Genomic DNA, 20,217 nt, shown 5'->3' with positions numbered 1-20,217 from the left:
GGAATCTTATGTTTGGTTGGGATATTCACAACAGTAAATCAGATCGGATCAAACTGTTTTGCTTCATCCTTGTAGTGTTTCTTGTTATCGGTTTTACCGCAACTTTTATATTCCGCAGCTTAGGTACAGAAGAAGCCGGAGCAGAGAAAAATGAATCTCGTAATGGCGCGGAATCGGCACATACCGTCGATTCCGTAACTTCAAGTGAAACTGTAGATACGACCGCGATGGATAAGAATGAGTATGATCAAAATGAGAATTTTTCCGAAGAGGAATTGGCTAAGACGCAAGAAGTCGGAGTTGCTTTTGTAAAAGCATTCCATGCCTATAATGCAGATGATCCGATGAAATATTTAGAAGATGCAAAGCCTTTTATGACAGATTCTTTATTTGAAAAAATGAAAACAAATATGAGAAGGGAGCCTTTAGACCGGTCCTATTTAACAGTCACTGAAACAAAGGTTACGCCTGTTGTTAATTCCAGCAGTTCAGTTGTGCGCTGGAACGTCATTGTAAAGGGAAGCGCAAAAGCAACGGATGGCACAAGTACAAATATAGAAGATTGGTATTTGCTTGGTGTCCGTCAGGTCAATGGAGAATGGAAAGTAGAGGATGTGAGAGTGAATGTCCCAAACTAATGATCCAAATGACAACTATGAAACTGACGGGAGTTCTGCCTTAAAAAATGCTGCAGGCGCTGCAGGGAAGGCAGCTGCAAAACAAGCTGGAAAAAAAGTTGTTAAAAAGGCTGCACAGAAAGCTGGTACAGCAGCAACTATAAAATTGGGTTGGCCAGTCATATTAGGGGGGGCCGCCGTTTTGGTCCTAGTGGCGGGTATAATCCTAGCAATGGTACTTATCGTTGCTTCAAGTGGGGAAGAATCGAAGCCTGAAGGCGGGGGATTTTGGGGTGGAGATATTTCTGAAATTGGTTTGAATGAAATCCCGGCTATATTCATTCCTATCTATATGGCTGCTCAAGAAAAATATGGTGTTCCGTGGAATCTCCTTGCAGCCCACCATCGTGTAGAGACCCGTTTTTCCACCATCCAGCCGATGATCTCACCAGCAGGGGCAACTGGGCATTTGCAGTTCATGCCTTGCACATGGGTTGGCTGGGGCCATCCCTCTTGTGGTGGATTAGGAAGAGGGAATATATCACAGTCTGAATTAACCAACCCTTCTGTAATTGCGAAGTATGGGGGCTATGGCGTTGACGGTGACGGAGACGGAAAAGCAGATCCCAATGATTTAGAAGATGCGATATTTGCCGCAGCAAAATACTTGGCTGCAAACGGGGCAGCTGAAGGGCGTATTCGGGAAGCAGTCTTTGCTTACAATCATGCAGATTGGTATGTAGAAGAAGTGTTGGGCTTTGCCGATTCTTATGTGAAAGGGTATGTCGCAATTGGTGGTACAGAAGGGCTTAGTGGTGTAGAAGTCGTGGACGTTGGGCGTAAGTGGATAGGAAACTCAGTATATGTCTTTGGTGGGGGAAGGAATCAAAATGACATATCAAGAGGACGCTTTGATTGTTCTAGCTTCGTCCATTGGGCGTTTGCTCAAGTAGGTGTCAACTTAGGTCCGTTATCTTCCACCAGCACTGAAACTTTAAAACATCTAGGGAAACCTGTTTCTCCGAATGATATGAAGCCTGGTGACCTAGTATTCTTTGACACTTATAAAACGGATGGACATGTTGGTATTTATGTCGGTAATGGGAAGTTTATAGGGGCTCAAGATTCTACAGGAGTGGCAATTGCTGATATGACAAATGAATATTGGAAAAATACCTTCAATGGTCGAGTTAGGCGTATTTGATGTCTAAATTAGAAAAATTAAGAGCGAGGATGGTTGAGCATGAAAAGTATAGGCGTTGTGAGGAGAACGGATCCCCTTGGAAGGATCGTAATTCCAAAAGAGCTTCGTAGAGCCTTGGATATAAAGGAAAGAGATCGTGTTGAGATTTTTGTTGAAGGTGACCTTATCATTCTGCAGAAATTTAAAGATGAAATGGCTTGTGCTATCACAGGAGAAGTCACAGACAAAAATAAACGATTTGGAAACATTGTATTAAGTCCCAATGGAATCAAAGTATTGTTGAAAGAGGTACAAAAAGAGATTGTTCATTCTTGATTACAAGACCGCCTTAAGGCGGCTTTTTATTTTTTCAGAAATTGTTCATTTTAAGTAGACTATATGAGAACAAATAAGAATGTAGTAAAATCAATGGAATAGCTGTTCAAACAGGGTTGTTCATTGTGGGGTGAAGTGAAAGTTGATATTTGGGTATGCACGGGTAAGTTCGGATGATCAAAACTTAGATCAATACCTAAAGGAATTGAGAGCATATGGATGCGAAAGAATTTACTGTGATAAGCAATCGGGAAAAGATTTTTCTCTTTCAGCTTATCGAGAAATGCGGTCCAATATGCGTTTTGGCGATGTATTTGTTGTTCATAATCTAAGTCGATTCGGACGAAATAAGAAAGAAATTCTGAATGAATGGAAGAGTATGATTGATGAAGATATTGATATTGTTGTATTAAACATGCCAATCCTTGACACCCGCATATATAAGGAACTAGAAGGTGTAGGGCAGCTTGTTTCTGATTTAGTGTTAACACTTCTTTCTTGGATGGTGGATGAAGACAGGAACCGTATAAAGACGGCACAAAGGGAAGGTATTGAAATTGCAAAAGAACGTGGTACTTACAAAGGTGGTCAAAAACGATACCATGCCGGTGCTAAAGGGAAAGACAAGGTAATTTATGACCGTGTTGTGGAATTACTCAATAAGGGGACAACTGTGATGAACATTCATCGTGAAGTAGGTCTTTCACGAAATACAATCTACTCAATTAAAAGAGAAACAAGAGGAGAATGCGATATTGAAAAAATTACCGTTAAATGATGAAATCGCGGTTGCGATTTCCCAAATAGTAGATGACTCAAGATCAGATACCAAACGTAAACCTAGCCATGCAGACCTTGACATGGTTATTCAACGACACTCATTCAAGGTGACCCAACGCTAAATGGACAAAAGTCAAATTGGGGAAAAGCAAAAAGAATTAATTCTGTCTTAAATTGGGCTTTGGAATCTGACCAGGAAGCCGGTGGAGACCACCAAAAAATACTATTATCCCTAGGGTTAATAAAGGTTCGGCAGTTAACATAGACCATAGTAAGTCCAACCCCATTTTAAAGCCTTCAAAAAAACCGAAATCCATACCTACCTACTCCTATTACTCTATTATTTATATGATGTCTTTCACTAGATGCATCTTCCAATACTTTACATAACTCTTTAACATTATATCAAACTATTCACAGCATACATTTTATCTTTTCCTAAAAAACCCTATTTTGATTCTTTATTAGCGGGATAACTATCTATTACTTAGATAATTTTAAAATGGATAGTTATACTAGAATAAAAGGTACTAAAGATATTTATTAACGGAGGATAAGTATGGAAAGTGTAAAAGGCTTCTTAAACAGAATTGAGAAGAAAGACTATATCTATTGGATAGCGTTTTTGTTATTTGCGTTAATATTAAGCTGGACCATCAGGATTGATACATCTACGGAATTACTCGATAAAATAAGTTTTGCTATGGGATTAAGTTCTTTGTTCTTATCAGTAATAGCTATTTTTTATTCTATAGTTAAGGGGGAGCAATCATCACAGCAGTCAATAATAGTAACTGAAACTCTTCATAAAATCAGTAAAAGCGCAGAAGAAATAAACACTATAAAACAAGAAATTAAAGACACTCGTTTTACCATGGATAGTGGATTTTCAAACTTGATTGAAATTTTATATAAAGTTGAAGATACACAAACTAATAACACAACAGACACAAATCCTACACCTGAATTAATGCACTCATTAAAATCAGCTTTATTTTCTGATTTAATAAAAGGAAAAGATCATGATATTTATTATGATACACGTTTCAAGTTGATCAATAACTATTTTCCTGAATCTATAGTGCAAAGCTTTGTAAAATCCAGATCCCAGGAACTTGGCCTCAGGATGTTGGGGTTTTATAGAGGAAAAGAAGATATTATTTATGCAGCTTTTGATGGACCTGTTATTTTTGATTTTGAGAAGAAATTTTTTGAAAATCAACCTGAATTGGTCGAAATTCTTAAGTTAACCCAAGTTGAAGAAATTTCTATTGTTTAACATGAGCTTTTTAGACATAAATAATAAGCCGTCATTGGATAACTTGGCGGCTTATGAATATTGGGGTCAGACCCAAATTTAGATTAGGCTTGGAAGCATTTGAAAAAGGTTCATGCTCTCATTCTTAAATAAGGGAGAGCTCGTTCAAGTGTTAAAAACACAGGAGTATTTAACGTAGACTCAAAGGCAGCTAAAAAGAATCATTGAATCCGATTTAGTGATTGCTGATAACCTTATGTATCTGGCTATGGACCAGCGAGAGGCAAATCTGGTCTTTCTACTTGTGAACAGCCTTTGTGAACGAGGTTCAACCATTTTGGCACCAATAAAGGCCCTGAACAATGGGACGATAATGGGAGACTATGGCGATTTTTGATCGACTCGTCCATAGGTTGGAAATGATTCAATTTAATGATCCCATTTACAGAATCAAACACAGCAGCACAATTTTTTGGGCGAAATGTGTTCAATCTTAATGTGCAAAAAGTGTTCAAAAATAATTGACCGTTATAAGTGGTAAACAGCAAGTCATTTGCTGGGACATTTTTTGTCATTAGGTGGTAAATAGAATGTCATTGAAGGTACTTTTCATTGGCCGTAATCAATTAAGGTCCAGTAAAGAGTAAGATACCTTATCCTGTCAGTAATCTTATTCTTCGTCCTTTGAATATTTAGAAGCAGGAATAGGGAAAGAGGCTGTAGCCTCTTTCCCTTAAATATTCTATCAATATAAAAAAATGCAAAAAAAGCCCACAAACGTATTGACGAATGTTGACGATTGAAATATAGTATATATTGGAGATATAGCCCGAAATAGAAATTTATCTCGGACCTCATGTTTTGGGTGAGAGCAAAACATGTAGTTTTACTGGGTTTCTCTTTAAGTCTAGTTAAAGTAGCATAACTAATAACATAGGTTAGTAGTTATTGTGCAAATTTGTTTACGGCGTATGAGTACACAATATATTAATACACAACTCTTAGCAACGTCTTTTCTAAAATTGTCACATAAATGTAACTTTATGTTCGGTTTTGTTCGCTTTTTTTAAAAGAGATACCTTGTTCCAGATAACCACGAACGGAGGAATGTTTGAATCAAGGTCTCTATTTCTCTATACCTCCTTAAACGAAAACCAAACAATAATCGGAGGTAATAGTTATGAATCTTATTACGCAAGATATGACTGTACTAGTAAACCCTAATTCTCGTTATAATGGAAACCAATATGATGAGGTTTATGTAAGAACCACAATTGTAACAAATGGTCCGGTGCCAGAAGAGTATTATGTACCAAATGGAGAATCGCTACCGTTAGCAGCTTTGAATCTAATTAAATCCATCGGCCTTGAATACCGACCTTATAGAGCTGATAAACTTCTAGAAGGAACAGAAAATATCCGGGAGAGTGCATTATCCGGTGATCCTGTAGATACAGTTTCAGATTCTGCGAAACTAATTTTGCTCTCAGCTTTAAGGAAGCAGCACCTTACGCTTATGGCTCAAGTAGGAGATAAATTTGTTTATGATCTAACTTATACCTACAAAATATTTCCGCAGCCAAATGGAGCATATCGTTTTGAGGTTAGGTTGCCGTTTGATGGAATTGAAATGGTGAACGGCAGCAAAGTAAAACTTACTGTGGTGACACCGGACCAGGCGACAGTAGATCCAAATGCAACAATTGGAATAGACGAGCAAAATCAAGAGATTCAGGAAACACTAAATGTCCTTGCATCTTCAGGAAAATCAGTGACTGAATTCACTTATCAGTTAGACCCATTCTTTGTGGTTGAGTATAACTATAATCCTGGAAGCCAACTCGTATAACATTAAGAAACCGGACAAGAGTTTATTAACTCTTGTCCGGTTTTTCATTATCTAGCTTTCCAATTTTATCAATCAATTTTTTTCTATCCTGCAGCTGGTGGAAATTCCTTAAAACCTTTGAAAAATACTTTTTTGTCAATGGTTATCCAAGTTAACCAATTATCTATATCCATTTTACTTTTTTAGTTGGATACTAATGAGATGATTTGATGAAATTTATTCGGCCAATGCAACTCTCACATTCCAACCTCTTCGCTGATATTGACTGGATATTATGAATGGAAAGCAGATGGTACAAGGTTTGAACTTATATCCACTAACGAACAAGGAATCCAAGGATATACATGGGACAGGACAATTATACCAAAGCTTTTCAGCCTGGATTGAATACGCTTTCCTTTTCGGAAAACCTAATATTAGACTGTGAACTAATCTTTGACGAATCAGAAGAGAGGCGAGATAGCTAGGAATTGTCCAGTAAAGAGTAAGATATTAAGTTTTGAACGCTCTTAATGCCTTAGCGTACAAAAACTTATGAATTTGATTGTCGAATTTTGCTTAGCATATGTTTTACGCGAAACGTTGATGAAATCCCTTAGTATACTTGAAATAATACAACAATTGTTTTATTATGTTTTTATAAAACAATCGTTGTTTAAGAGGAGTGCTTGAATATGTACAATTTGGATGAAGTATTTGAGATACTCAAGAAAAATAAAATTACAAGCCACAAAGAGAGCGTTCGCCGTTGGCTGCGGCAAGGAGTCATTAAAGGAGTTTCTCCTTCTTCCCGGAAAGAGGGCTGGAAGATTCCAATTGAAAGTGTAGAGTCTTTTTTGTCTGATAGGCTTCCGGATGTTATTAAAACAGATGTTGCAATAGAAAGTGCAGAAATAAATGAAACAGATGTTGTAAAAGAAGCAAAAGAACGAGCCCGCGTTGAAATGTGGTACGAAATCACTAACAAAAACATATGGGAAGGGTATATAGAAATTAAGAAAACCCAACTCCGCGAATGTATCTCACATAGGCGATATTCAAAAGAGCTGGAGCAATCCGTTTGGGAAGCTTGTGTGGCCAATAGCAAAGCCTATAGTAAACCCCGTGTCTCTTATTTGCTCGAAGCATTTAAATTTGATGGGAAACGGCTGCTATTTGATCAAAGCTTTGCAGAGAAGGAAGAACAAGTCATTTTTGCAATCATTGAATATGTGAGAGCTTCTCGTAAACAGGTGAACTAAGTGTTAAGGATCTGTTTCCCAATTAGCCAGGCATTATGGAAATAAGAAGACTGTTATGTGTGGGGGGATTATTAAATGCAGCGCTGTACATATTGCAACAGATCTTTTCCGGAGCATGAATTAAAAAGTCTGCCTTTGGATGATAGCCCTCATTTAAATAGAAAGTATTGCCCCCGGTGTTTTCCGGGAGTGGAAAAGGATCATTTTAGCTTGCCATGGATTAAAGAGAAATTCATCAGACGAGACCATTAGAAATCCTATGTGATTGATGACTAGATTCGCCTTAAGGCGAATTTTTTTTCTTTAGAAACAATTTCAGGGCACTTAAAGACATTTTCGGGCGGCAGCACTACAAGCTGTAAGAAAGGGAAAAGCGCCCTTTCCAACAGCCTGTACGTGTCGCTGTGCTACTAAATGGTCCGATAACCACGGATTGTACGGCTCATGCTTCGCCTACATTCCGTAGGTTCCTGTTCCATTTGCCTCCGGCCGTACCCCACGAGCCGAAAACCTAAATACCTTGGGCTGCGCGCCCAACACCCCGCCAACGGTAGCCCGTTGGATCGCTTCAAATGAAAGGTCGGGTTGCTGCAGGCATCGAGCCTTTGCAACCCGATGGCAAGCAGCTGTGCTTCTTGCCATACGCCATTTCTCTGCTGCTTTCTAAGAGCGAAAGCATCTTATCGAAATGGCTTTGCAAACCTTCTGTACTGACGGATTCCAGAGGGCATCGAGCCTCCTGAAATCCGATTGTATCAGGCTCCGCCGTGATACAATACGCAACCTTCAGAACCCCTTCGGAAGTTCCGAATGGGTTCTGAAGGTTGCTTTGTTATAACGGCTGCGGGCATCGAACCCTTGCCGTTAGGCGGCTGCATACCTCACGGTATGCTTTTAGCCGCCCTTAGTGTAGTTCCCTTCTCCTTCCTTCGTTCTCCTCATTGTAACCATTCGCTTATGACGGCGGGAAGGGCGGGCGTTCGGGGAAAGAAAACGGCAAAGCCAAGTAGGCTAAGGGGCAGTAAGGAAACAAAAAACGCTTCCTAACTGCCCCTAAGTCATTGGGCTTCACTCGTTTTCTAACGGCCCATCCCGTAAAGCATGGGATGGGCCTACCCCTCTCTGGCAAGTTCGCTTCTTCGTAAGCGAACCCTTCCCCCCGTTTGCGCGAATGGTTCAGGTGGATCCGAACAAAGAAAGGAGAGAGGCGAAATGAAAAAGGAAATGAAGCTGGAAACCATTTATGAAGTGGTAAGGATCAAGCAGGTCATCACAGAGGTTGAAGCTGACGAAAAGTTTATCATTCGTTCCCCAGAAGATGGTGCAAAGGCAGCCGCGCATTTCATTGGTGAGGATGACCGTGAGGTGTTCTTCGTCATGTGTCTGAATACGAAAAATCAAGTGGTTGCCGTCCATCGCTGCCATGTTGGAGGATTGAACGCAAGCCTAGTTATGCCACGGGAGGTATTCAAGAGTGCCATCTTGAATAACAGCGCATCCATCATCGTATCGCATCAGCATCCCAGCCAGGACATTTCTCCCTCAAGAGAAGATATAGATGTCACAAGGCGATTGGTTGAATGCGGCAAGCATCTGGGGATTGAGGTTTTAGATCATCTGATTGTCAATGCAAAAGCTGATTTCTACAGCATGAAAGAGAAAGGTCAAATGTAGCAGAAAGGGAGAGGAATCTCCCTTTTTTTGGTCGAAATGTATACATTGTATACATCGTGTGTTATATTTTGTATACAATGTATACAAGGAGGAGTTAATATGAAAAAGGCAACCCGGAAGATTGTTGAGAAGTTCCCCTTGCTGGAAGAAAGATTGAATGATTATGAAAACCTTTTTCTGTCAGAACAATCGCTTATGAAGCTGGATGAAGTACAAGCTACTTTCCTTAAGTTAGCCTGGTTTTTTGAAGCCCCTGACAAAGAAGGGTTTGATTTAGGGCATCTGTATAAACGGTTGGATAATGATTGGCTGGAATTAGCTCTTGAGTTGATAACGGATTATTTTCGAGAAGATACCTATTTGATTAAACATCCGTCCTATTGTCTGGTTAAAAACGGATCTGAATATTTAAGTCTAAGTCAGTTTGCTGATTATTTAACACAGAAAGGGCTTAATTATGGGAGGCAAAAGCTCAATCTTTACTTTGAACGCGGAAAAGTCCCTACACCGGATCTATTTGTCGGTGGCGTTAAATATTGGAACTTAAGGACAGTTGAAGACTTTTGTGAAAAAGAAAAATTGCGATCAGAAATTTAACTATTTCTAAAAAAATATGAATGATTAACAGAGTAGGCTGTTTTTGGCTTTTTTACTGTAAAACGTTTTAAAAGGAAGCTTTTGTGTTATAATATGATTATATATTATAACGTTTATAACATTATGAATTGTTGGTACAGTTATAAAAATAGCCGCATACGCTAAGAATAGGAGGTAATAACATGGTGACGGCGGTGAAAGATGTGGAAAGAAAAGTGACAAGTGTAGGAAACAGCCTGGGCGTGACATTCCCGGCTGAAGTGCTGGCCCATCTAAAATTAAAGAAAGGCGACAAGATCGCCTTCGATTTGGAAGATGGTGTTGTAAAAATACAGAAGGCCAGGAAGAAGGCTCCCTCCCTTCCAAAAGGCATTGATGATGAGTTCCTGGATATGATGGGCGATATGATGGAAAAATACGACGAGACATTTAAGGGTCTGGCCAAAAGATAATAATGGAAGTTAGATATTTAACGGTTAAAGAAGTTATTTTCTTGAACCACCATCAGATAAAGACATACACACCGGGGGAAATAATGGGTGTGAAAGATGTGGGCTTGCTGGAAAGTGCTGTAGAGAGACCAAAACAAACTGTTTTTGGAAAAGATGCCTATGATACTCTAGAGTTAAAAGCCGCCGCATTATATGAGAGTCTGGCCAAAAATCATCCTTTTCATAATGCAAACAAGCGGACAGCTTTCGCGTCCCTGTACATGTTCCTACGATTGAATGGCAAGGAACTCGATGTCCCTCCGAAAATTGCAGAAAACTTCACGGTCGATATGGTGAAAGACAAAAGCATCAACTTGATTGACATCGCGGTTTGGATAGAGGATTTTATATAAGAAAGACTATGGGCGATGACGGTCGCCTATTTTTTTTTGAGCTAAAATAAAAGCATTGGACATGGATTCCTATTTTATCCTTGCAAACATATTAATTTCTAGGCATTTTAATGTGTTTAACGATGTATTGAGTCTGTACAGTTGAATAAATAAGACCGCCCAAAGTGAGGACTAGTCCACTGTAGAGAAGTCTTTTTCGATCTCTCTTTTGGTCAAGGCGATAGACAGCGTAATCATTAACTAAACTAATAATAAGTATGATTATTTGTGGCAAGAGTTTCATAAGATAGCCCTCCTTTATAAAATGTAGTTTAAACACTTCATATAAATAAATGTATGTATTAGAAGAATTTCGCTGCCTTTAGGCGGCTTTTTATTTGGCTTGAAGGGAGTGGTTATTAAGTAATTATCAGATGGAAGCTGGTTTCTTGTACAAGCAGTTTTTGGATAGCAGCATAAAAATATTTAGAGGTGATTTTAAATGGTAAGGATTTTTATTGATCCAGGACATGGCGGTACAGATCCGGGTGCAGTTGGAAACGGTCTTCAGGAGAAGAATCTCACGTTACAAATTGGAACAAGAATTAAAAATATCCTGATAGCTGAATACGATAACGTTTCCATCCTAATGAGCCGTACAGGCGACCAATCCTTGACCCTGACACAGCGTACTAAAGCAGCCAACTTTTGGGGAGCTGATTTCCTATTGTCCGTTCACATTAATGCAGGTGGTGGGACAGGCTATGAGGATTATGTTTATCCGGGAGTAGGTGCTCCAACAACTACTTATCAGAGCAGTATTCATGCTGAGGTCATGAAACTCGTGGACTTCAATGATCGTGGCAAGAAGTCAGCTAACTTCCACATGCTGCGGGAATCGAACATGCCGGCAATCTTGACCGAAAATGGATTTATTGACAATGTCAATGATGCAGCTAAATTGAAGTCAGCATCTTTCATTGAAGCTCTGGCACGTGGCCATGTGAATGGAATCGTGAAGAGCTTCAATTTGCCTAAGAAGTCTACAGCTGTTTATCACACAGTTGTTTCAGGAGATACGGTGTATTCACTGAGCAGGACATACGGCAGCACTGTTCAACAAATCAGAGATTGGAATAACCTTGATGAAGACTATACGATCTATGTTGGTCAGCTCCTGCGGGTAAAATAATTTTTAATACACCAAGAAATAGGATACAGAATAAAATAAAAGGAAATTAAAAAAAGTCCAATTTCACCCCACCCTTTTATAGGGTTGGGGCATTTATTTATTTGATGAAGACATGCTACTTTATGAGGCGAACGATTAATTAAAAGTTTCTTATAATAATTGTTTAATTTTGCATACGAGTTCTTGTCTTCTTAATAGTAACTTTTCATGTTCACTTTTCAGATCTTTGAGCTTCTTCTCTAAGTTACTTCTTTTAGCTGTGTTATCGGCAAAATTTAATTTTTCGTATAACCGGGTAACAGAATTTATTATAATGGAAAGTTCATAGGTTGATAGGGGGAGCTGTTCCTTGTTTGTTTCATGGGGGGATAAGGAATTTTCATATTTTATTCTCTTTGCCAAAGCAATTTCGTGTAAATGTTGTTTTCTGACTTCTGAATTCCAACGGAATCCACAAGCTGAAGCTGTTCGACCAATCCGCCGACTTACATCTTCAAATGCTTGTAGTTGGGTTCGCCCTTCACGGATATAGCTTAGAATTGTATCAGTGAGTATCGTATCCTCTTCTTTAGACCAAGCATCTGCACGTGTTCTCATTACATTCACTCTCCTCGATAGGTTACTATAATATATATATTAGAAAGTAGGAAATGCGTTCACGATATTTTTTACTTTAGTTCGTAATGTTTTCTGGATAAAAAAAGCCTTCTCAATCGTGAGGGGTTTTTTATAAATGAAAAATGAAAAATGATAAATTATCAAAAGCGTATTTCCCTTCTTCTGGAGTGAATTTTTCTCCGTATTCCAAAATCAATTGGTCGTAGATTGCTGAATCATATTCTTAGTTTCTACATAAGATTGCGCCTTCAATAACGTATTTTCTTTCCAATTCCACACAATATTATCAAAAGCATATTAAGCAGCTTCCTGAGGGAAATTCTCTCCGTACTCAGAAGTCAACTGATCGTAAATCCCCGCCTTGGACATAGGCTTCAGCTTTTGCCGAAGCTTTTTCCTTGGCTTACTTTTTAGCCTGCCATTAATAAAGTTAATCTCAATTTTCGATATGATCTTATCAATAAGATTCTTCTTCTGCATGTCGTTTAGCTTGTCCCAATTTTTCTTGATTTTCTTTAGTGCATCCATAACATCAACCATACTATATTTAGAGGTATTTACCTCATCATCACCTCTAACTTTATCTAATTGCAGCATTAATCGTTCTTCCTCAAAAGCAGTTTCCTTCATCCGCTTTTTTTCCAGTTGATGCTTCAGCTCCTTCCAGTCGCCCCTTGAGTACTTTAAGTCCCCTTTTTTAGCTGGCACCTTTTAGCTTGTATCTTGAAGTTTATGGTCCATATGAGAGACTTAACTATTTCAAAACATAAATGTATATATTATTATATACGTTTATGTTCATGTAATTGTAAATGATATATTTTTTCTTACTGTTTAATAATAATTCTTGTTATTTCAAAATTAAACGCATTATTTTCATCTCGTTAAAAGATGAATTCTTTATGAGGTTTCCGATGAAAGTCTTTACTTGAAAGTTAAAGATTATAAAAGCAGGTCAGCATTTTCTATTTAAATATTCCTAACACTTCTTGGTTCAAATCATCCTAAAAGAAGATGAATTGGTCGGCAGCACTACAAGCTGTAAGAAAGGGAATAGCACCCTTTCTAACAGCCTGTACGTGTCGCTGTGCTACTAAATGGCCCGATAACCACGGCTTGTACGGCTCATGCTTCGCCTACATTCCGTAGGTTCCTGTTCCATTTGCCTTCGGCCGTACCCCACGAGCCAAAGTCCTGGAAAAACCAAGACCTCAAAACCTCAAAACCTCAAAATCTAAAAACAAAGCGGAAAGCAGCCCGCCGGCTGCTATGAAGTGAGAATTTTGCCCTTTGCCTTCCGAATCGTACAATCACGCAATCCGAGCTAACCTTGCAGCAACCGGAGCCTCCTAGGCTTCGCCCTCCCATTGCTGCAAGCTAAGTCGGATAGAGAAGCAGTCAAGGGGCATAAAACTTTTTTGTTACATACGCTGCGCAACACAAAAAACTTTTCCGCTAAAAACTCCCTTGACTCCTTCTCTATGCTCATTGTTCGTTTCTCCTGTCAAAGGGGCAAAATCCTTCCCTTTGGGGAAAGGAAACGCTTCAGAAGGCAAAGAACAAAAGGAGGAACAGACAATGCCAAAAACAAAAGAGAAGAACCTAGAAGGAAAAAAGAACGTGTATGAAATGATTACAGAAAGGATCATTGAGCAATTGGAGGAGGGGGTCATCCCTTGGCGTAAGCCGTGGATCAATGGGGGAGCTGTTAACTGGAAAACACAAAAGCCATACAGGGGAATCAATACCTTCCTCTTAGAAGCTGGAGAATATGCAACGTTTAAGCAAATCAAGGAAGCCGGGGGCAAGGTTAAAAAGGGAGAAAAATCGCACATTGTGGTATTTTGGAAATGGTTAGAGAAAGAGAATGAAGAAAACGGAGAAGTCGAAAAAATCCCGTACCTGCGATACTATCGGGTATTTGAAATTAATTCGCAGGTTGAGGGGGTGGAAAGTAAAAGAAAGGAAGTATCATTTGAACACGATCCAATTGAAAAAGCTGAAGAGATATATAAGGGATATATAAACTGTCCGGATTATACCTTCTATTCTGGAAGGGCCGTCTACTATCCGACACTCGATAAAATTAACTGCCCGCCCATTAAGGAATTTGTGAAAGCTGAAGAATATTACAGCACCCTATTTCATGAAATGATCCATAGTACAGGCCATAAATGCAGGCTTGCCCGGTCCGGAGTAACTACAGCGAATGTAGCATTTGGGGATGAAGTTTATTCCAAAGAAGAATTAGTGGCAGAATTGGGAGCAGCAATGCTTTGCGGAGTAGCAGGGATTGATAACAGCACTATTGAAAATAGCGCGAGTTACATCAAATCCTGGCTTCGCTCTTTAAAGGATGATAACCGCCTTGTCGTTCAAGCAGCTGCACAAGCTCAAAAAGCCTCAGACTACATTTTAGGTGAAGAAAAGGACGAAGAATAAGAGAGTAATAACATACAATATTGCAAGCACAAGGCAAGCCGCCTTTCCAGAAAGAAAGGCGGCCCTGTTAAAAGGAGAAGAGAAGCGAGGAGGTATCACATGGATAAACAAAGTGTCATAACATGTCCGTATTGTGGCAGCGAGTTGATGCCGCAGGGTCCAAAATATTATTGTGATTTTTGCATGATGATATTAGGGGAGCATCAAGTGCAACGGGATCATGAGCGACTTTCAGTCAGAGTGCGCGACTTTGCGCTGGATGCTTATCTGGAGAAGACCACGAAGGAGTTAATGAGACTTTCAACATTTGAACTGCTCAGTCTTCTCAAGTATGCACGCACAGAGAGAACCCATATATAACTACATGAATATATTTTATAAGGCCCGGAAACACGGAGAGTTAGACGATTTCCGGGAAACAGAAGAAGAAACAGGAGAAAATTATGAGAGAATAACACGCAAAATGTTTGTTCTTGAAAATCTAATTCGGCAGCGATTAGGGTATGTACCCCGTCGTATTACCGATGCTTATTTAGCCCGGTATTTAGAAGAAATGAAAAGGGATAAGAATAAGCCGATGACTATTCGTCAGGAGCGCCAAGCTGATTTAAAGGACAGGGAACCTATTTCTAAAGGGGCCGCTGATTCCGTAAAGTAAGAGAACTCTTTGTGCTTGAGTGTTGTATGTTATAAAAGGTCCCCTTTCGGGGTTAGGGCTAAAGGGAACGACAGGAGAAAGCAATGTATGCACTAATAGCAAGCAATCTCTGCCCTTTGCTTTGCCGTGTATTCTGTGCAAGTGCGCTATTACAGCTGGATGGAAAGGCTCTAAAAAAGTCTGGTTACAATGTGGACTATGAGGATTTCTGGAGCAGATAAAAAGCCGTATCTTGGGGTGCGTCTTTTTGTATTAATATATACAATAATGTAAATGTTAACACACACATATATATATATATATATGTTAATGCTAATTGATTCCGCGCAAATTCCTCCACCCCAATTTTTTCTTCAAACAATAACTTGGAAGCTTAACCACCTAAGCTAGACAAAATAATGGGTGGCTTGTTGAAGAGCACCAGTGGCAAGAAGACTCCCTGTTAGTCCTTCTGAGATATTTCTTACAGGTTATAGTGCTTGCAGCTTTTCTTATATGACTAACGGGGCAGGTTTGTTGAAGAGAATGCAACTTTCGTAAGTGGCGTTTGACACAACGGGCCACATTAAATTAAAACAAGTTTATAATGGCGTATTGAAAAGCACCAAGTAGACAGTAAGGTATATTAAAGCGATACCCCTAAAATCTGTAATAACTCATTGATTTTTGTGTTAATGGTGAAAAATTGAGGATTGTTTTCATCATCATAGGTTACCAAATAGGGATCATCACCTATAGGAATTATTATAATGACTTCATCAATATAAGCGTTTATCCATTTGTTTTCTAATAAGTAAGGCTGTTCTAATGGGATTTTAATCATATAGCCCTTGGTTGGAATAGGGTTGAATTTTTTTACAACACCGTCGATTCCTTTTATTATAGCTTGGATTTCAATTTGAACATTAGGATTTGAGGGAATAGTATTTATAACTTGGTTCTTTTCAATATCAAAGATTTTAACGATGTTATTTCCTTCGGCTACGGTTTCAGCTTGAACGGGTGAACATGAAAAAAGTGTGAAGCAGGTAATTAATATTAAAATGCTTTTCTTCATAAGAATCCTCCATTTATTTGCTTATTATGAACAATTAAAGGAATTCTATTACTAATGGGTGCTATATTCCTGATCAGCTGTTAGAGCTTTCCTTATCGCATAAAAGGGGCAGGTTATCTTAATAAGAAGTCATAAATAAAGAAACCTTGGTGAGGGCAGACTTACATCGAGGTGTATATATGAAAAGACAACTAGGAATATTACTCGTTTTTTGCTTTATGGTACTTGCTGCTGCCAATCATCCTAAAGCCCTTGATGTACCACTTAAAGAAGAAATCAAATATAACCATAACAGTATGGCTATTTCCGAAATTAAAAAGCACGTTCCTTTTAATGTCATTGTACCTGAAAATGTACCAGACGATTGGACACTAGAAATCAAAACTTACCCTTGTGGAACAAAGACCGATTTCACCAGCTTTAGTCTGCATTATATGGATAGAAATGATGAAAAAATGATGGTTAGCGTTACTCAGAAGAAGAGTATAGCGAAACAAACAAAAGAGTATATCCCTAATGCCAAAACAATATCGATAAATGGACATTTAGGCAGATTAACTAAATGGGGTAATGACGGTGAAGTTGACCGTAAAGGAGAAATTGTTACTGGAGGATTACTTCAATGGTCGCAAAAAGGAACTGATATTGAAATACATAGTTCAAGGATACCAATGGAGGAGATGGTAGAGATTGCACATTCAATGAAATAATCATTAAAAGCAAAATAAGCAAGAGCGTTAGTCTAAGCAGGACTGACGCTTTTTTTGTGGGATTCCATATCAGGCCAAAGGGGCAAGTATGTTTTAGTAAATTTCTATGTAAATAAATCTAACCTTTCTTGCAGCTCAAACGATTAATATATGAGGACTTTCAATTATTTTATGAACTTAATAGAAAAAAATAAGATAATAGTTAAGATTCTTATTTAAGCTCCATTGATATAAAATCATATAAATGACTGGAATCAATGCAGCGTCAAGTCCAAAACTTACAGGCAATTGCGGAATTGCCTGAAAAGGATAAAACCAAAAAGAATAGCGTACACCCATGGTATCAATATAGGTAAACCAGACATGAACGTTGAATCCGAAAAAGCCGATTCTGAATGCCTTCTTCCTATCCAGAACAAACCAGAAAACGATTAAAGGGATAATGATGAGGAGTAGGTGAAACCAAAACTGCCATGTGTCCCAACTAGAGTATTGTCCCCAGTAGTCCATAAATGTTTGTACAGCTTGCTCCTGTGACCGATTTACCTGTTCAATTGCGTTTCTCTGATCTTGATTCACACAACTCCTCCTGCAACAATTAAAGTTCTGAGTTATTTTGAATAGGCACTAAGCTATAGGCATCCCTGAGGTTCACGTCCTTCAGTGCATGACACTATATGGTGTCAGCGCCAGCTTTCAGCCACAAGGATTTTTGACAAGTTTGTGTGCTTTTTTAATGGAAGAGAGATCACAATAATTATGTATTATGTATAGCATGCCCTATTTTTTTGAAAATTATTCCAATGGGTGATTCCTTTATATAAAGTTGTGTAATCACGAAGTTAACCATAGGGACATTAATTGACTAATTGAAGCAGAATGTGTCGAATGTGTTTCTTTTATTACCTATAAGAGGTACGATGTAATGGAGTTGAAATAAGCCAAGACCTAAGGGGCATTAATAATGATACCAACTAAATTCGATCAAGAAAATCTTTTATTTGAGAGAAACTTGGAAATATACATTTCACAATATCTAGATTCTGATGATGCCAAAATGAAAGAACAAATCCTATTAGATTGTTTGGAACTTATCGCCGCATTAATGCTTAATAATTCATAGAGCCCAATTTAGATGGGACCTAACCCTCTGAAACCACTAAAACCACTAAAACCACTAAAACCTACGGTGGTTATACAGCAAATAATGACTTCATCAGTAGAACTATACCACTCTCCTGACCTTTATCATGCAGAAAACCATGATACACATCCGTACGATTTATTAACAATACGAATAAATGGACTAAATAGCCCCCATCCTAAGCAAGCAGCCACCTCCATCCGAAAAACCTTATTGCAAATGGTACAGATTATTGCCCACCCAAAAATAATTATCCTAGAATCAGTAATATATAGTCTGCTGGATTAAACTCTAAGAGTAAAAGCGTTAACCGATACATAGAGACTGTCGATTAATTAAAATGTGAAACTTTTACTTGACCTCAAGGAAGCTCAACTGCTATTTTAATGAACTAGAGAGTCACGATTGTTTACAAAAGTCCCCTTTGAGACGTATTTAAATCGATTTTAAGATGGTTGAGGCTAAATAAGGGATCAAGATACTCTGGGTAATACTAAATTGAGCAATGAAACCTAACGAAATTTAAAATTTTTACCTGTCTAAAATATGGGGCATTTATTAAAAGTAGTTAATCGACAGTCTCACATAACCCCTTATTATTAATGGATATGCTGATCAAATTACAAAACACACAAAATAAAAGAGTTACTGTGGAGGCTTTCTTTGTATGAGAAATATTAACCAGTATGTTCCTATTAGCACTTCTAAAATAACCAACCTTTGGACTCAAATGCACTATCCATTTGTATATTGAGTCATTCAAACATGCATGCGCGCGATGAGAAAATCAAGGAAGTACTGATATTTGCACTCAGTCCTGGAAAGAACATAATTCAGCGAATAACTATAATTAAGCACACTATAAATGTTGCTATCGGTAATGATAAAAACTACTTAACCGGCTGTTTTGGCCAGACAGCGTCCTTTAAACGCTATGGAAATTAGCGGTATTTGCTTTAATATGATAAAAGTTATCGTAAAAGTCGTATTGAAAATTGGGTTCGGGCAAATCAGCCAGACTAAGGAAGTGCAGCTATATTTCCAGGAAGGAAAAAAGCTTTGCGAAAAACAGTTTAGCCTGCTAAGTTCAATTTCTTAAATGAGGATTTGGTCTGAAGTGCAAATTCGACTGTTTCGCCCTTTTCGGAAAAGTTAATGCTTAACCAGATTTATATTAGTTTCTTCAGCAGTTGGCTATAATAGTGCGGGTTTATCTGTTACAAAAAGGAGAGATATTGTCATATGAGCATGCCAATCTAAAGGCAGATGTAGGGTTGTATGCAGAATACAGCTCTCGAATGCTCATAAAACACGGATGACTGAAGCAGCCTCCAATTGTGGATGACCGAAAGAATTTGGCAAGTAAAAGACAGTAAAGGGATTCAAGATGTTCATTTTCTAATAGGTAATAATTGGAAATAACTAAACGGCTGATTACCACCATTCTTACTTTAATACAAATGATAACCATTAAAGCCATTGTCAAATGACAATGGCCTTAACTAGTGGGTCCATTTAGCATTCTATATTGACGGAAGTTCTTATAACAATTCCTCATATCCTTCATCTATTTTTTAGCTGACCTTTGTGCATGCCAAAAATAAAAGAATGAAAACTGCTATTGCTTGTGAAGGAGTACCGTTGAGAGAAAAATGTAATACAAGAGAGAATAGTTTTTTGTCTATAATACTTGATCCGAATGCTTAGAATCTGTTTCCAAGCATCTTTTAGAGAATATCAACTGAATCTGACTTTTTCTGTTAGTGCATGAAAAAAAGCATCACACCGAAGTATTGAGCATTGGTGCCATTCATTTTTTCATAATCACAATACTAAAACATCTATCCATGTATTGTCTTACACATTTATCAAAGGAGATATACAGATTATTACCGTAAATAGAAAAATCCCTCGTCGGTTAATAGAACCCCATGGCTCCTCATTAAAGCCTGCCTTAATGAATCGGAAAGACGATCCGCCGCATAAGCACAAACAGATAGTAAACCTTTTTCTTCAATTACTTTGTTAACTTCCCTTT

General features: G+C 38.3%; 23 protein-coding genes. 18 read left to right on the top strand and 5 right to left on the bottom strand.

Annotated elements, in window-relative coordinates; translation table 11 throughout:
• The first annotated feature begins 8 nt into the window (after positions 1 to 8).
• The 13 genes from ABU165_RS21920 (at position 9) to ABU165_RS21860 (ending at position 11,550) form a co-directional block, all read left to right on the top strand.
• On the top strand, positions 9 to 638 hold the full coding sequence (locus ABU165_RS21920; RefSeq protein ID WP_318060998.1) for a hypothetical protein: 630 nt from the start codon (positions 9 to 11) through the stop codon (positions 636 to 638).
• The gene (locus tag ABU165_RS21915) at positions 625 to 1,821 is read left to right on the top strand and encodes a C40 family peptidase (RefSeq protein WP_318060997.1); all 1,197 of its coding nucleotides are present in this window, start codon (positions 625 to 627) and stop codon (positions 1,819 to 1,821) included. The genes ABU165_RS21920 and ABU165_RS21915 overlap by 14 nt, the downstream gene beginning before the upstream one ends.
• Before the next feature lie 39 nt (positions 1,822 to 1,860).
• Complete coding sequence (locus ABU165_RS21910; protein ID WP_318060996.1) at positions 1,861 to 2,136, top strand: AbrB/MazE/SpoVT family DNA-binding domain-containing protein; 276 nt, start codon at positions 1,861 to 1,863, stop codon at positions 2,134 to 2,136.
• A gap of 142 nt (positions 2,137 to 2,278) precedes the next feature.
• Positions 2,279 to 2,914 carry a recombinase family protein gene (locus tag ABU165_RS21905; protein WP_318060995.1) on the top strand — a complete coding sequence of 212 codons (636 nt, stop codon included), beginning with the start codon at positions 2,279 to 2,281 and terminating at the stop codon, positions 2,912 to 2,914.
• Between the two features lie 561 nt (positions 2,915 to 3,475).
• Positions 3,476 to 4,195, top strand: a complete 720-nt coding sequence (locus tag ABU165_RS21900; protein WP_318060994.1) for a hypothetical protein — start codon at positions 3,476 to 3,478, stop codon at positions 4,193 to 4,195.
• A 235-nt stretch (positions 4,196 to 4,430) separates the two neighbouring features.
• Complete coding sequence (locus ABU165_RS21895; RefSeq protein WP_318060993.1) at positions 4,431 to 4,571, top strand: hypothetical protein; 141 nt, start codon at positions 4,431 to 4,433, stop codon at positions 4,569 to 4,571.
• Positions 4,572 to 5,354: 783 nt separating this feature from the next.
• Positions 5,355 to 6,023, top strand: a complete 669-nt coding sequence (locus ABU165_RS21890; protein ID WP_318060992.1) for a hypothetical protein — start codon at positions 5,355 to 5,357, stop codon at positions 6,021 to 6,023.
• A 674-nt stretch (positions 6,024 to 6,697) separates the two neighbouring features.
• Complete coding sequence (locus ABU165_RS21885) at positions 6,698 to 7,264, top strand: hypothetical protein (RefSeq protein WP_318060991.1); 567 nt, start codon at positions 6,698 to 6,700, stop codon at positions 7,262 to 7,264.
• Positions 7,265 to 8,494: 1,230 nt separating this feature from the next.
• Positions 8,495 to 8,938 carry a JAB domain-containing protein gene (locus tag ABU165_RS21880; RefSeq protein WP_318061005.1) on the top strand — a complete coding sequence of 148 codons (444 nt, stop codon included), beginning with the start codon at positions 8,495 to 8,497 and terminating at the stop codon, positions 8,936 to 8,938.
• Positions 8,939 to 9,037: 99 nt separating this feature from the next.
• Complete coding sequence (locus ABU165_RS21875) at positions 9,038 to 9,535, top strand: hypothetical protein (protein ID WP_318060990.1); 498 nt, start codon at positions 9,038 to 9,040, stop codon at positions 9,533 to 9,535.
• Between the two features lie 182 nt (positions 9,536 to 9,717).
• The gene (locus ABU165_RS21870) at positions 9,718 to 9,987 is read left to right on the top strand and encodes an AbrB/MazE/SpoVT family DNA-binding domain-containing protein (RefSeq protein WP_224952284.1); all 270 of its coding nucleotides are present in this window, start codon (positions 9,718 to 9,720) and stop codon (positions 9,985 to 9,987) included.
• A 2-nt stretch (positions 9,988 to 9,989) separates the two neighbouring features.
• Positions 9,990 to 10,379 (top strand): type II toxin-antitoxin system death-on-curing family toxin, encoded by a 390-nt coding sequence (locus ABU165_RS21865; protein ID WP_224952286.1) that lies wholly within the window; start codon positions 9,990 to 9,992, stop codon positions 10,377 to 10,379.
• Between the two features lie 481 nt (positions 10,380 to 10,860).
• Positions 10,861 to 11,550 carry an N-acetylmuramoyl-L-alanine amidase gene (locus ABU165_RS21860; RefSeq protein ID WP_318060989.1) on the top strand — a complete coding sequence of 230 codons (690 nt, stop codon included), beginning with the start codon at positions 10,861 to 10,863 and terminating at the stop codon, positions 11,548 to 11,550.
• 150 nt (positions 11,551 to 11,700) lie between these two features.
• Here the strand turns inward: ABU165_RS21860 and ABU165_RS21855 are convergent, their stop codons facing one another.
• From ABU165_RS21855 to ABU165_RS21845, 3 genes are all read right to left on the bottom strand, one after another.
• The gene (locus ABU165_RS21855) at positions 11,701 to 12,147 is read right to left on the bottom strand and encodes an RsfA family transcriptional regulator (protein WP_318060988.1); all 447 of its coding nucleotides are present in this window, start codon (positions 12,145 to 12,147) and stop codon (positions 11,701 to 11,703) included.
• A 130-nt stretch (positions 12,148 to 12,277) separates the two neighbouring features.
• A complete protein-coding gene (locus tag ABU165_RS21850; RefSeq protein ID WP_318061004.1) occupies positions 12,278 to 12,358 on the bottom strand; it encodes an Ltp family lipoprotein in 81 nt (26 codons plus the stop codon).
• Between the two features lie 107 nt (positions 12,359 to 12,465).
• Positions 12,466 to 12,798, bottom strand: coding sequence for an Ltp family lipoprotein (locus ABU165_RS21845; protein ID WP_318060987.1), 333 nt, complete (start codon positions 12,796 to 12,798; stop codon positions 12,466 to 12,468).
• A gap of 948 nt (positions 12,799 to 13,746) precedes the next feature.
• On the opposite strand from ABU165_RS21845, the gene ABU165_RS21840 reads away from it, so the two are divergent.
• From ABU165_RS21840 to ABU165_RS21830, 3 genes are all read left to right on the top strand, one after another.
• Positions 13,747 to 14,610: an ArdC family protein gene (locus ABU165_RS21840; protein WP_318060986.1), complete on the top strand. Its 864-nt coding sequence runs from the start codon at positions 13,747 to 13,749 to the stop codon at positions 14,608 to 14,610.
• A gap of 99 nt (positions 14,611 to 14,709) precedes the next feature.
• On the top strand, positions 14,710 to 14,970 hold the full coding sequence (locus tag ABU165_RS21835; RefSeq protein ID WP_318060985.1) for a hypothetical protein: 261 nt from the start codon (positions 14,710 to 14,712) through the stop codon (positions 14,968 to 14,970).
• 4 nt (positions 14,971 to 14,974) lie between these two features.
• Positions 14,975 to 15,268: a hypothetical protein gene (locus ABU165_RS21830; protein ID WP_318060984.1), complete on the top strand. Its 294-nt coding sequence runs from the start codon at positions 14,975 to 14,977 to the stop codon at positions 15,266 to 15,268.
• Positions 15,269 to 15,893: 625 nt separating this feature from the next.
• Here the strand turns inward: ABU165_RS21830 and ABU165_RS21825 are convergent.
• Positions 15,894 to 16,325 carry a hypothetical protein gene (locus ABU165_RS21825; RefSeq protein ID WP_318060983.1) on the bottom strand — a complete coding sequence of 144 codons (432 nt, stop codon included), beginning with the start codon at positions 16,323 to 16,325 and terminating at the stop codon, positions 15,894 to 15,896.
• A gap of 179 nt (positions 16,326 to 16,504) precedes the next feature.
• Between ABU165_RS21825 and ABU165_RS21820 the strand changes: the two genes are divergently transcribed.
• Positions 16,505 to 17,035: a DUF4367 domain-containing protein gene (locus tag ABU165_RS21820; RefSeq protein ID WP_318060982.1), complete on the top strand. Its 531-nt coding sequence runs from the start codon at positions 16,505 to 16,507 to the stop codon at positions 17,033 to 17,035.
• 177 nt (positions 17,036 to 17,212) lie between these two features.
• On the opposite strand, the gene ABU165_RS21815 is transcribed toward ABU165_RS21820, so the two are convergent.
• Positions 17,213 to 17,614: a CBO0543 family protein gene (locus ABU165_RS21815; protein ID WP_318060981.1), complete on the bottom strand. Its 402-nt coding sequence runs from the start codon at positions 17,612 to 17,614 to the stop codon at positions 17,213 to 17,215.
• 1,472 nt (positions 17,615 to 19,086) lie between these two features.
• Here ABU165_RS21815 and ABU165_RS21810 point away from each other — a divergent pair.
• Entirely contained in the window at positions 19,087 to 19,278 is a 192-nt protein-coding gene (locus ABU165_RS21810; protein ID WP_353762689.1) for a DUF3231 family protein, read from the top strand.
• Positions 19,279 to 20,217: the final 939 nt, after the last annotated feature.

The organism is Cytobacillus sp. T106, assembly GCF_040492155.1.
GTDB classification, from domain to species: Bacteria; Bacillota; Bacilli; order Bacillales; family Cytobacillaceae; genus Bacillus_AB; species Bacillus_AB infantis.
The sequence above is the reverse complement of the archived record's forward strand: the minus strand, read 5'-3'. Positions and strand labels throughout refer to the sequence as shown.

What these genes read in the sequence shown, in the direction of transcription:
- ABU165_RS21920 (WP_318060998.1), top strand. Translation starts at nt 9, where the DNA reads ATGTTTGGTTGGGATATTCACAACAGTAAATCAGATCGGATCAAACTG.
- ABU165_RS21915 (WP_318060997.1), top strand. Translation starts at nt 625, where the DNA reads ATGTCCCAAACTAATGATCCAAATGACAACTATGAAACTGACGGGAGT.
- ABU165_RS21910 (WP_318060996.1), top strand. Translation starts at nt 1,861, where the DNA reads ATGAAAAGTATAGGCGTTGTGAGGAGAACGGATCCCCTTGGAAGGATC.
- ABU165_RS21900 (WP_318060994.1), top strand. Translation starts at nt 3,476, where the DNA reads ATGGAAAGTGTAAAAGGCTTCTTAAACAGAATTGAGAAGAAAGACTAT.
- ABU165_RS21895 (WP_318060993.1), top strand. Translation starts at nt 4,431, where the DNA reads ATGTATCTGGCTATGGACCAGCGAGAGGCAAATCTGGTCTTTCTACTT.
- ABU165_RS21890 (WP_318060992.1), top strand. Translation starts at nt 5,355, where the DNA reads ATGAATCTTATTACGCAAGATATGACTGTACTAGTAAACCCTAATTCT.
- ABU165_RS21885 (WP_318060991.1), top strand. Translation starts at nt 6,698, where the DNA reads ATGTACAATTTGGATGAAGTATTTGAGATACTCAAGAAAAATAAAATT.
- ABU165_RS21875 (WP_318060990.1), top strand. Translation starts at nt 9,038, where the DNA reads ATGAAAAAGGCAACCCGGAAGATTGTTGAGAAGTTCCCCTTGCTGGAA.
- ABU165_RS21870 (WP_224952284.1), top strand. Translation starts at nt 9,718, where the DNA reads ATGGTGACGGCGGTGAAAGATGTGGAAAGAAAAGTGACAAGTGTAGGA.
- ABU165_RS21865 (WP_224952286.1), top strand. Translation starts at nt 9,990, where the DNA reads ATGGAAGTTAGATATTTAACGGTTAAAGAAGTTATTTTCTTGAACCAC.
- ABU165_RS21860 (WP_318060989.1), top strand. Translation starts at nt 10,861, where the DNA reads ATGGTAAGGATTTTTATTGATCCAGGACATGGCGGTACAGATCCGGGT.
- ABU165_RS21855 (WP_318060988.1), bottom strand. Translation starts at nt 12,147, where the DNA reads ATGAGAACACGTGCAGATGCTTGGTCTAAAGAAGAGGATACGATACTC.
- ABU165_RS21845 (WP_318060987.1), bottom strand. Translation starts at nt 12,798, where the DNA reads ATGAAGGAAACTGCTTTTGAGGAAGAACGATTAATGCTGCAATTAGAT.
- ABU165_RS21840 (WP_318060986.1), top strand. Translation starts at nt 13,747, where the DNA reads ATGCCAAAAACAAAAGAGAAGAACCTAGAAGGAAAAAAGAACGTGTAT.
- ABU165_RS21835 (WP_318060985.1), top strand. Translation starts at nt 14,710, where the DNA reads ATGGATAAACAAAGTGTCATAACATGTCCGTATTGTGGCAGCGAGTTG.
- ABU165_RS21830 (WP_318060984.1), top strand. Translation starts at nt 14,975, where the DNA reads ATGAATATATTTTATAAGGCCCGGAAACACGGAGAGTTAGACGATTTC.
- ABU165_RS21825 (WP_318060983.1), bottom strand. Translation starts at nt 16,325, where the DNA reads ATGAAGAAAAGCATTTTAATATTAATTACCTGCTTCACACTTTTTTCA.
- ABU165_RS21820 (WP_318060982.1), top strand. Translation starts at nt 16,505, where the DNA reads ATGAAAAGACAACTAGGAATATTACTCGTTTTTTGCTTTATGGTACTT.